This window comes from Deltaproteobacteria bacterium (assembly GCA_019308925.1).
In the GTDB taxonomy this organism is placed as follows: Bacteria; Desulfobacterota; B13-G15; order B13-G15; family RBG-16-54-18; genus JAFDHG01.
This window is the reverse complement of the sequence record JAFDHG010000076.1, coordinates 1-10,661: the sequence shown is the minus strand read 5'-3', so window position 1 is coordinate 10,661 and position 10,661 is coordinate 1. Positions and strand designations below refer to the sequence as shown.

Annotated in this window: 11 protein-coding genes and 1 tRNA gene; 3 read left to right on the top strand and 9 right to left on the bottom strand. The window is 49.9% G+C overall.

What is annotated here, in order from left to right; all coding sequences use genetic code 11:
- The 5 genes from JRI46_11090 to JRI46_11070 all read right to left on the bottom strand — a co-directional run.
- Positions 1-928, bottom strand: a 928-nt coding sequence (locus JRI46_11090) for an ATP-binding protein (GenBank protein MBW2040113.1), incomplete at its 3' end; no start/stop codon positions are given.
- 821 nt (positions 929-1,749) lie between these two features.
- Positions 1,750-2,454, bottom strand: coding sequence for an alpha/beta fold hydrolase (locus JRI46_11085; protein ID MBW2040112.1), 705 nt, complete (start codon positions 2,452-2,454; stop codon positions 1,750-1,752).
- A gap of 57 nt (positions 2,455-2,511) precedes the next feature.
- Positions 2,512-3,027, bottom strand: coding sequence for a 2-amino-4-hydroxy-6-hydroxymethyldihydropteridine diphosphokinase (gene folK / locus JRI46_11080; protein MBW2040111.1), 516 nt, complete (start codon positions 3,025-3,027; stop codon positions 2,512-2,514).
- A gap of 6 nt (positions 3,028-3,033) precedes the next feature.
- A complete protein-coding gene (locus tag JRI46_11075) occupies positions 3,034-3,234 on the bottom strand; it encodes a twin-arginine translocase TatA/TatE family subunit (GenBank protein ID MBW2040110.1) in 201 nt (66 codons plus the stop codon).
- A 30-nt stretch (positions 3,235-3,264) separates the two neighbouring features.
- A tRNA-Sec gene (locus JRI46_11070) sits at positions 3,265-3,360 on the bottom strand.
- A 130-nt stretch (positions 3,361-3,490) separates the two neighbouring features.
- Between JRI46_11070 and ligA the strand changes: the two genes are divergently transcribed.
- Entirely contained in the window at positions 3,491-5,503 is a 2,013-nt protein-coding gene (gene ligA / locus JRI46_11065; protein MBW2040109.1) for an NAD-dependent DNA ligase LigA, read from the top strand.
- A gap of 67 nt (positions 5,504-5,570) precedes the next feature.
- Complete coding sequence (locus tag JRI46_11060) at positions 5,571-6,506, top strand: hypothetical protein (GenBank protein MBW2040108.1); 936 nt, start codon at positions 5,571-5,573, stop codon at positions 6,504-6,506.
- A 137-nt stretch (positions 6,507-6,643) separates the two neighbouring features.
- On the opposite strand, the gene JRI46_11055 is transcribed toward JRI46_11060, so the two are convergent.
- On the bottom strand, positions 6,644-7,402 hold the full coding sequence (locus JRI46_11055) for a DUF3108 domain-containing protein (protein MBW2040107.1): 759 nt from the start codon (positions 7,400-7,402) through the stop codon (positions 6,644-6,646).
- On the bottom strand, positions 7,389-7,787 hold the full coding sequence (locus JRI46_11050; GenBank protein MBW2040106.1) for a hypothetical protein: 399 nt from the start codon (positions 7,785-7,787) through the stop codon (positions 7,389-7,391). Before JRI46_11050 ends, JRI46_11055 begins: the two co-directional genes overlap by 14 nt.
- Positions 7,788-8,146: 359 nt before the next feature.
- Between JRI46_11050 and speE the strand changes: the two genes are divergently transcribed.
- A complete protein-coding gene (gene speE / locus JRI46_11045) occupies positions 8,147-9,064 on the top strand; it encodes a polyamine aminopropyltransferase (GenBank protein ID MBW2040105.1) in 918 nt (305 codons plus the stop codon).
- 82 nt (positions 9,065-9,146) lie between these two features.
- Here speE and JRI46_11040 read toward each other — a convergent pair whose 3' ends face one another.
- Positions 9,147-10,040 (bottom strand): HEAT repeat domain-containing protein, encoded by an 894-nt coding sequence (locus JRI46_11040; protein MBW2040104.1) that lies wholly within the window; start codon positions 10,038-10,040, stop codon positions 9,147-9,149.
- A gap of 31 nt (positions 10,041-10,071) precedes the next feature.
- The gene (locus JRI46_11035; protein ID MBW2040103.1) at positions 10,072-10,425 is read right to left on the bottom strand and encodes a cupin domain-containing protein; all 354 of its coding nucleotides are present in this window, start codon (positions 10,423-10,425) and stop codon (positions 10,072-10,074) included.
- Positions 10,426-10,661 lie beyond the last annotated feature (236 nt).

Below are 10,661 nucleotides of genomic sequence, written 5' to 3'. Positions count from 1 at the left end.
TAAGATTCCTAAGTCCTGTATCCCCAAAGTAAACCTTTGGGTTTTTAACCACCTCCAGCCTTTTATTGGTGTAATAAGGCACAGCGAACCTCAGGATATAAGTCTGCTCCAGAATAGACAGATGCTCTTTTAGGGCCTTATAGGGTAGATCTGAGGCCTGGGAGAGCTCATTGTAGTGGACCAAATTACCGATCTGCAGGGCTAAAGCCTTCATAAGCCTTTGTAGATGACGTTCGGTGGCCAACCGGAAGAACCCCCGGATGTCTTTTAAGAGGTAGGTGTTTATAATACCTTTCAAAACCTCTTTTTTCTCCTCGTCAGAGTCCGACAGAACTACCCTGGGATATCCACCCCAGATGGAGAATTCCTCCCAAAGGGACATCAACCTCTTATGAAGAGGTTGGGAAATCTCCTCGCAGTTGCCAATATCTTCTATCCACCCTTTATAAAAGCCTTCGTAAAGGTTAGGCTCCTTAAAACTCAGAAACTCAGTAAAATTAAAAGGGAAAAGTTCAAAGGCAAAGATCCTTCCTACTAAATATCTGACCGCCTTGACCGTTAAATCAAGCCCGGAAGAGCCAGAGATGATGAACTTGGCGGTGGGATAATGGTCATATAAATATTTTAAAAGCCTCCCCCCTTCCTCGGCATATTGGAACTCGTCTATGAAGACAAATTTCCTCCCCTCAACGTGAAGTTTGGCAAAGGCCTTTACATCTTCTTGAAAAAGGGAGAGCACCTCCCTGTCCTCAAAGTCCAGAAAGACGGCATCATCTTTAACCCCCTCGAAGACCTTCCCCATCAATGTGGTCTTCCCTGTCTGTCTTGCGCCGACGATAGCTATGATCTCCGGAGAATGGAGAAACCTCTCTATCTTCTCTTCTAACTCTCTCCTTATGTAAATTTTAGCCCTGCTGTTTTTTATCATAAATAAATTTTAGCAGACTTAAATGAGTATAGCAAGAAAAAACTACCTATCCAACTTTGTACACCTTTTCTTCTTTTATGACCTCAAGTGGATCTTCTATGGCAGCCAGTATATCCTCCAGCTTTAGCTGTGGACTCCTTATTACATCTTACCAAATTGCTACTTTCTCAAACAGCCAGGGGGCAGATGTAGGAATATCAGATGATTGTGCAGGTGATCTTATCGCTCATTGGTCAGTTGATACAGAAAAAATTCACCCAAAATCTCCTTAAAGTAACTGAATTTTAAAAACAGTTACATTGTAATGTAATTGTTTTATCCTTCAAGGCCTCTCTACGAAAATTTTTTTCTAGCCCCTGTAACTTGCTGACTAAGGAGTAGAAAAATCATCCTATATTGAAAAACAAATCTCCTTATGCTCAAAGTCTGTTCTGAAAAAACATTGTAAGTTTTAACCCTGCTATTTTTTATAGTGAACCTCTCCGCCCACAGAGCGGGACATCTTGAAGAACAAGGAGGAGAATTGCATCCCCCTTGCCTCTGCTCCGCATTTATCCCCGTCCACAGGACGGGGTATTCTGGGTGTTTTTCATAAACTATTCCAAAAAAGTAAATATCATGTAAGCCCACGGTTCTGATCTCGATTCTTAAAGTTGACTTCTTTTAAAATTGAAGTATAATTTCTTTGGGTGGCTGAGCCTGGGTCCAAGTACTAGGCAAGAGGTCAAAGAGCCTAGGGCGTCAGGACAAAAGCCGCAAGGCTATACAATCCCTTCAGGGGAGCGCCTATCTCAATTAGGACAGCCACCCAAGATATTTTCTCATAAATACCTCTGAAACCACTCCAGGCTCACCTCTATAGCCCTTTGGCGATGCTGGGGATCAATAAATCGATGGTCCCCACCCTTAAAGACCTCCAGGTGTTTGGGGGAACGGGCCGACTTATATAGCTCTTCGGCCTGGGACAGGGGGACAAGTTCGTCTGCCTCCCCGTGCAGGATTAAACAATGAGCTACACCCTTAATGGCTCCCCTGGCATCGTATCTCTTTATGTCCTGATAAAAGGCCTCCTGTAAAGCTGGAGCATCCTCTTGTATCCTCTCCCTCTCCCCTCCGAAATGTGAAGGGGTGGCCCAGAGGGCTAGGGCCTTCACCCTGGGATCAGCTGCCCCTTTAAAGACGGAGATAAACCCACCCATACTGCTCCCCAGCAGACCTATGCTATCGCCTAGAAGGGGATGATTGACCGCAAGCTCAAATATCGCCTCCAGATCCTTTATCCTGGAAGAGACGGTAGTCTCGCTGATCTCCCCTTCGCTCTCACCGCAGCCTTGATGATCATATCTGATGAGGGCGATCCCTCTGGCGGAGAAGAACTCCCCGATCTCCACGAACTTATCACTATCCTTGCTGCTGAAGAGCCCGTGGGAGGCGACGACACAGGGGGGTGAGGGGTCCCGGGGGAGATGAAGTATCCCATAGATCTTTCTTCCCTCACTTATCGCCCGGATAAACTCTATGGCCACGGCCGATTAACCCCCTTTTGCATATCTTCTCTGAAAATGAGAAATGGAAGCATAATTTTAATGAAATATCTCTACATCAGGAGGGGCGGCATAGAACTCCACCCCTCTCTCTTCTACCCCTTCCAGGAGCTCCTTGACGGTCTTTTTCAATATCGGATGGATCAGATCAGGGGCCAACTCCGCCAAGGGGATGAGGACAAAACCCCTCTTGTGAAGACGGGGGTGGGGGATAACGAGACCCCTTTCCTCGATGACCTCTGCCCCATAGAGGAGTATATCCAGGTCGATGACCCTTGGCCCCCATTGAAAGGTCTTTCTCCTCCCCATCCGTTCCTCTATGCCATGCAAGAGCTGTAGGAGGGAACGAGGGGAAAGATGTGTAATCACCTCTGCCACACAATTGATGAACCAATCCTGTTCACGGTAACCTATTGGCTTTGTCTTATAGAGGGAGGAAATGGCTTGGATGTAATTTTGACCGCTTGAGGATAAATCTTCTAGGGCACGCAGACAATTATTCACTTTATCGCCGAGGTTTGACCCTAATCCCAGATAAACGACCTCCCGTTTCAAATTGCCCTATTTTTTCTTTGGCTCTGAGTCTATCTTTTTATCTTCTTTAGGGGTCACGTCGATCTCTGGAGACTCTTTTATCGATTTCTTGAAGTTCCTGATGGCCTTCCCAACACCTGATCCTATCTCCGGAAGCCTGGAGGCCCCAAATACAAGGAGAGCAATGACAAGGATGATGATAAGCTCTGGCATGCCAATGCCAAACATGGCTGACTCCTTTCCCAGTTAAACGAAAAATGGCGGAAGTGTACGGGAATCGAACCCGCCGCGGATGCCCTACACCCGCCACTGGATTTGAAGTCCAGGAGGTCCACCAGGGACCTATCCACTTCCTTTTCTATCTTGCCAAAACCATCAGGAGAAGTCAACCATGGATTTATTGATCCTGGAGGGCTGTTGACAAAGTAGTTAGACGAAATTAAAATATTTTTAGATCAAGAACATAACTTATGAGGGAATAGTTATGACCCCAACAAAGATAGAGGAAAGAGTAAAGTGGCTGAGGCGAGAGATCGAATATCACAACTACAGGTACTATGTCCTGGATGAACCGGAGATATCTGACGCCGAATACGATACCTTAATGAGGGAGCTGGAGAAGTTGGAGGAAAAACACCCTGAGTTCAGGACCCCCAACTCCCCTACCCAGCGCGTGGGCGCCCCTCCTTTGGAGGAGTTCGGCACGGTGATCCATACCATACCGATGTTAAGTCTGGCCAACGCCATGGAGGAAGGGGATGTCATAGAGTTCGACCAGAGGATCAAGCGCTTCCTCAAGACGCATGAGGAGATCGAGTATGTGGCGGAACCCAAATTGGATGGGATAGCCGTCGAACTGGTCTATGAGCAAGGGGAGTTTACGGTGGGATCCACCAGGGGGGACGGGGTCACTGGTGAGGACGTTACCCAAAACCTGAGGACTATCAAGACCATACCCCTGCACCTCATAGAGAGGAAAGAGACTCCTCCGGATAGGCTGGAGGTGAGGGGTGAGGTCTATATGGAGGTAGAGGACTTCAAAGAGCTCAATAAGAAGAGGGAGAACAGCGGTGAATCTCTCTTCGCCAATCCCCGCAACGCCGCTGCGGGGTCGCTGCGCCAGCTCGACTCCTCCATCACCGCCCAAAGGCCCCTCAAGATCTTCTGCTACAACGTTGGAGAGGTGAGGGGGAGGGAATTTGAGAGCCAATGGGAGGTCCTTCAGACGCTTCCCAAGTGGGGGATTAGGGTAAATCCCTTGGTCCGGAGATGCAACAATATCCAGGATACCATCAATTATTACAAAGAAATCAACGAATTACGTGAAGAGCAACCCTACGAGATGGATGGTGTAGTCATCAAGGTGAACAGTTTCGGACTCCAGCACAGGCTGGGAGAGGTCTCCAGGAGCCCTCGATGGGCCTTGGCATACAAGTTTCCTGCCAAGGAGGCAACCACCAAGATCATACATATCAAGGCACAGGTGGGGCGCACAGGGGCCCTGACTCCTGTGGCCGAGATGGAACCGGTGAGGATAGGAGGGGTAGAGGTGAAAAGGGCAACCCTCCACAACCAAGATGAGATCGACAAAAAAGACATCAGGATCGGGGACACTGTGGTGGTGCAGAGGGCTGGGGATGTGATCCCGGAGGTGGTCAAGGTCATAAAATCCAAGAGGACCGGGGCCAAGCGGAGGTTTACCATGCCCGATAAATGCCCAGTCTGCGGGGCTGATGTGGTCCGCCTCCCAGGCGAGGCCATCCATCGCTGTATTGGCATATCATGCCCAGCCCAATTGAAGGGGAGGGTAAAACACTTCGCCTCCAAAAGGGCCATGGACATCGATGGTCTTGGGGTGAAACTTATCGATCAACTGGTGGGCGAAGGCCTGGTCAAAGACATTGCCGATCTTTACTATCTGAAGAAAAGGGACCTTATCCCGCTGGAGAGGATGGCCGAGAAGTCGGCGGAAAACCTCCTACAGGCCTTGGAGAAGAGCAAACACCCCCCCCTCGCCCGCTTTGTCTATGCCTTGGGGATTAGACATGTGGGGGAACACATCTCTCAGGTGTTGGCTCAGAGGTTGAAGTCCCTGAACAGGTTCTTCCAGGTCACAGAGGAGGAATTGCTGGACATCCCGGAGATAGGCCCTGAGGTAGCCCAAAGTGTGGCCAGGTTCTTCCGCGAAAGTGGGAACCGAAAGGTGATTACAAGGTTGCAGAGGGCGGGGGTAGAGATAGAGAAACCGAGAGAGGAGAAAGAGGAGCCCCTGAAGGGGATAACCTTCCTTTTTACCGGGGCGTTGGAGAAAATGGCCAGGAACGAGGCCAAAGACTTGGTGGAGGGACTTGGGGGGGAGGTGGCCTCCAGCGTGGGCAAAGGGGTGGACTATGTAGTAGTGGGGAAAGATCCTGGTTCGAAATATGCTAAGGCTAGGGAGTTGGGCCTCAAGATCATCGACGAAGGAGAGTTCAAAAGGCTGGTGGGGCTGGCATAAACCCCTCCCGTTTATCCCATTTCCCATGATCCCCTTTCAAGTCATTCCCAAAGAGAGACGCGGACGGGTGCTAAAGAGGACCAACTTCGGTTGCCTGAGGGGGGTATATACTATCAACGTCACCAACGGATGTGGTTTAGCTTGCGCCTACTGTTATGCGAGAGGCTACTCTCAGGTCCCCCCTAAAGGGGAGGTGGAGCTATACGCCAACCTCCCCTTCCTCCTGCAGCAGGAGTTCACCAATCCCCGCAAGCAGGGAAACCCCGACCTGGTGGTCTTCAATACTGCCTCTGACTGCTTTCAACCCCATCCTGCTATCTTAGATATCACCTACCTCTCCATGCAGACCCTGCTGGAGAATGAAGTGACTGTTTCTTTTCTGACCAAAGGGGAGATACCGCCTCGCTTCCTTCAACTGTTCCGCCAGTGGCCCGAGGGGGTAATAGCCCAGATAGGGTTGGTGTCCCTCTCAGAGAGATATTGGCGGCATTTTGAGCCGGGGGCTGCCCCGCCTGTGGTGAGGTTGGAAAATATACGGGCCCTCTCCGAGATAGGGATCATACCTGAGGTGAGGATGGATCCCATCATCCCCTTTTTGACCGACAACGATGAGGAAATCGAGAGACTCATGGGGGCCATCAAAGACCGAGGGGTCAATAGGATAAGCCTCAGCTATCTGCATCTGCGCCCAGGCATCGCCAGACAGTTGGAGGAGGAACTCCCCCCTCTTTATAGGGATATCATCCATGCCTGCTTCCAAAACCAGCCTTGGGTGGAGGTAGGTACATCCACCAAGACCAAGCTCATCCCCAAACCTTTGCGAGAGAAAGGATATTACAGAATAAAGAAAATCGCACAGGCCTACGGGCTCAATTCGGTCATCTGCTCTTGCAAGAACCCCGATCTAAGGGGAGGGATCTGCGTCCCAGAGCGGATTATCAAGAGGCGTCCATTTAAAAAAGGGGGGGGAAAGGATCAACAATTGACCCTTTTTCCGTGCTGATGCTCATTCAAAGACAATGGGGGTCAGGTCTTGCTTTTTGCCTACACTGAATTTATCCATTCCTCCCCCCCCCTTGTAGATCTCTTCATTTTGCCCTGAGGCAAAAAGCAAGACCTGACCCCTTTATGACTTTTTGTTTACCAGATCTGCACCTTCTCCAACTGAAACTCCACACTACCCACAACGGGGAGTTCTAAGGAGATATTCACGGGAAACCTCATGTCATCATCCGTATACCATATCTTTATCACCCCCTCCCTGTCTCCCAGGCTGGAAAAAGGAACCTTGGACTCCAGACATATGGTCCTTACCTCACCGTAGAGTGGGGTTGTGATCTCCCTATGGGAGGCAATGAAAATCACCTCCCTCACCTTTATCCCATCATATATCCTCATCTCTATCTTATCACCCTCCCCCACTTTTACATCCAGAAAGTATTTGAGGAAGATGGCCAGGGGATCATAGATTTGAGGGGGGACCGATACCTCCCTCACTTGGGGGGGGTCCACCCTCTCAACGACTACCTTGGAACCATCCATGTCGAAGGTGAGGATATCGGTATAGTATTTTTTCTGCGAGAAGATCCCCCATTGATCCACTTCTTTTACATATTGCTGGGGCTCTAACCCTTCCTCCTTGACATAAGAGCGGAACCGATTGTGCATCCGAAAAAGGGGGAGGGTAAGACCCGTGGTATCCACCTCTGCCTTCACCAGGTAAAGAGGGCCTTCCCGCTCTATGGAAAGAGAGGCCTTGAGGATGGTGGCCCCCACCTTATGAACTCGATAATGAAAGCTCACCCCCTTCCAAGGAAGAGAGGCACAACTTGGCTCATGGGGTAGATTCACAAAAAAAAGGACGAAGAGAACTGTAGCGACGATCCTAACCCACCTCATTTCCTTTCGACCTCCTGACCTTGATCTCCTCGGCCAACTCCCTCCATCGCTTTCTTACCATCCTCTCCGGAAAGAAGGGATGCCGTAAGTAGGGGAAGGAGTTCTCCTCAAAGTATTGCAGCAGCCTTTGTATATTTTTCCCCAACTCCGCCTCCCTGACCCCTATCTGGGTAAGTTCTCGATAATACTCCACCTCCTTCCCCAAGGCCTCCTTTGCCTCCAGTTCATGGGGATTGGAGAGGACGATGTCTTGAAGGTACTCCGCTCTGACCTTCACCTTACCCCTGATCACCACCTTCAGGTTCCAAAATTCGGCATAATAGTTGAAACTCTCATCAATTACCTCTAACACCAGCCCATTATCTAAGACAAACTTTTTGATCAACTCCCCCAAGAGAAATCCTTTGTTTTTAAACCCTCATGATGGTTTATCCTCATCCCCACTCATGAAAATACAGGATTCAAGGATTCGAGGAGCCTAGGATTTTAGTAAAAGAAAAACCACTTGAATCCTTGAACCCTAGGACCCCTTCTTTTCGAGGGGTTTCAGGGGGCGAAGCCACCTGAAGGGGGGCCGTAAATAACATTAAAGGATGAAAGATCATACAGAGTCTCTTCATGCCGTGCAATTTCACGGTAAATTATACCCATTTTTCCAAGGCAATAGCAAGAGAATATGGATGTTGACATTCCCCCATCCGTGGAGTAATGTGCACCTAAACATATCCATGGAGCAGGGAAGAGATGATGGATTCACGCCTCCAGGAGAAAAAAAATGTGGCCTATGAAGAGCACGACCCCAGCTACGGGGCAGTATATATCTATGAGGAAAAGCTGGCCAGTATCAGATCTAAACATCAGAAGATCGAGGTGCTGCAGACTAAAAACCATGGTAGAATTTTGCTTATAGATGATTTTATGATGTTAACCGAGGATTCCGAGTTCGTATATCATGAGATGATAGTCCATGTCCCCTTGGCCTCCCATCCCCTGGCGAAAAGGGCCTTGGTTATCGGAGGGGGAGATGGGGGGGTGGTCAGGGAATTGCTGAAGTACCGCCGCTTGGAAAAGATCGTCTTGGTGGAAATAGACGAAGAGGTAATCAGGGTCTGCCAGCAGTTTTTCCCTGAGATGTCCCGTAGCCTCTCTGATCCCAAGGTGGAGGTGATCATCGGGGATGGGGTAGAATATGTAAAAAATGCCCAAGAGGGTCTTGACATCATCATCATCGACTCCACCGACCCCTTCGGGGTCGCTGAACCATTGATCAGCCCAGAGTTTTACCAGGCGTGTTGTACAGTACTGGGAGAAGAAGGGCTGTTAATGCAACAAGTAGCCTCCCCCTTTTTTACACCCGATACATTTGTGAAGGTCTTCCATAATATGCGCCAGGCCCTTCCCATAGCCAGTCCAGTCCTCCTGCCTGCCCCCTTCTACGTGAGCAGCGATTGGAGCCTGGGACTGGCCAGTGCTTCGGATAGATTCTTTAAAAAGGAGATCCCCTCGGGCTATTGGAGCCCTATCCCAGGCCTGAAGTACTATAACCCTGAGGTACATCGGGCCTCTTTTGCCCTCCCCAATTTTGTGCGGGACCTTTGGGATAGGTCCTTGCGCTCGCCTGATTTGCCCAAAAAACCTAAAATTGATTCTTCTTCTATTTAGTTGGTGGAACTGAAAGAATTCGAGGGACCACATAGCTCATAGTTCATAATAATGAGCTATCAGCTATGAGCTAAAAGAGGGTTTAAGGGGTCTGTCTTTCACTTTTCTCCCCAAAGAGGTGTTTGTTCCTCTCCTTGTCCTCCTCCGTCAATAGATCCCCCAGCAAGCCCTCAATGGTATCCTTTGAACACCTCACCTTCATCCGCCCCTCGATGTCCAGCAGGTCCATGATGCCATATTTCATGTAATCGAGGACCAGGCCATATTCCTTTTCCAACCTCTCCGCCACCTTTTTCATCTCGGCGATCAATTCCGCCGTCTTCTCCTCTGCGACCGACCTACGCTCCTGAGGCGGGGTCTCCTCAATCCTCATCCTCGCTCTCTCGGCAATCTGCTCCATCGCTTCGCGCCTGATCTGCAAGAGTGCCTGTTGGGCTGCAAAGCGGACATAGGAGATATGATCAGTTCCAGCTACCTCCTCCAGGGGACCGATGGCCTTTTTGTCCCCTATCCTCCCCAGGGATGCAGACGCATTCATCCTCACCAGGGGGTTATCATTCTTCAGCGTCGAGATGATCAGTTCCACCGCCTGATCACTCCTTATCTTCTCCAAGGCCCAGAGGGCATTCATGCGGACAAACTCATCCTTATCCTCCAGCATCTCACCCAAAGGCTCCACCGCCCGGGGATCCCCGATCTGCCCCAGGGCCTTGGCCGCCTCCCTGCGGACCCCTTCATCTTTATCCCGCAGCGCTGCGATCAAGGGCTCCACCGCCCTGACATCCTTGAGCCTGCCCAATTCCTCGGCACTAGTCCAGCGGACAAGGGGGTTTTTATCCTGCAAATCCCTGATCAACTCCTCTATCCCCTTTCCCCCTTGTGAGAGGACTTTTGTGGGGAAAAATAAGAGGGAAATTAAAATGAGAGGGAAAATCCCCTTCCTCAACGCATCTTGTGCCCTCTTCTCCTTCCTCATCACTACCTCCTTTTCTAAACTTATCTCTTATTTAGTCTTTAAGGAGAGGAATCAAACAGATCAATTTCATCACACTTCCTGATCCATTCTTAAATTGATGAGGCTCTTGGGGGGGAATATAAAGGGTGTGACCTGGTCCCAGCTTAAACTCCTCCCCCTTATCGTTGACCGCCACGGCCTCCCCCTCCAAGATAAATATCTCATGTTCCTCAGGGTGCTGATGCAACGATGTATGACCGCCGGGTTCAAACTCGAAGACCCGCATGGCAAAGTGAGGGGCACCTTCCTTGTCGGTAATCACATACCTTGCCCTCACCCCTTGAAAACCAGCCCTGTCCACATTCTCCAACTCTACCTTTGTATAATGCCTTATCTCCATCTTCACCCCCAGCCTCTTGGACAATCTGTAAATAATTATACTAAAATTAGATCACCTCTGCAAGAAAAATGATTCAATCCCCGTAATCCCTCAGTCTTGGGGGGATGGGTTTCAAAGGGCATCTTGTTCCCGAGCGAAGTTGCTGGGAGCGGTGGGGCACCCACCGAGGGTGAGCAGGAAGGGGAAAGCCCCGCCTTTAGAGCGGGGAAGGGGCAAGTATTCCCCGCCTGCGAACCCCGAAA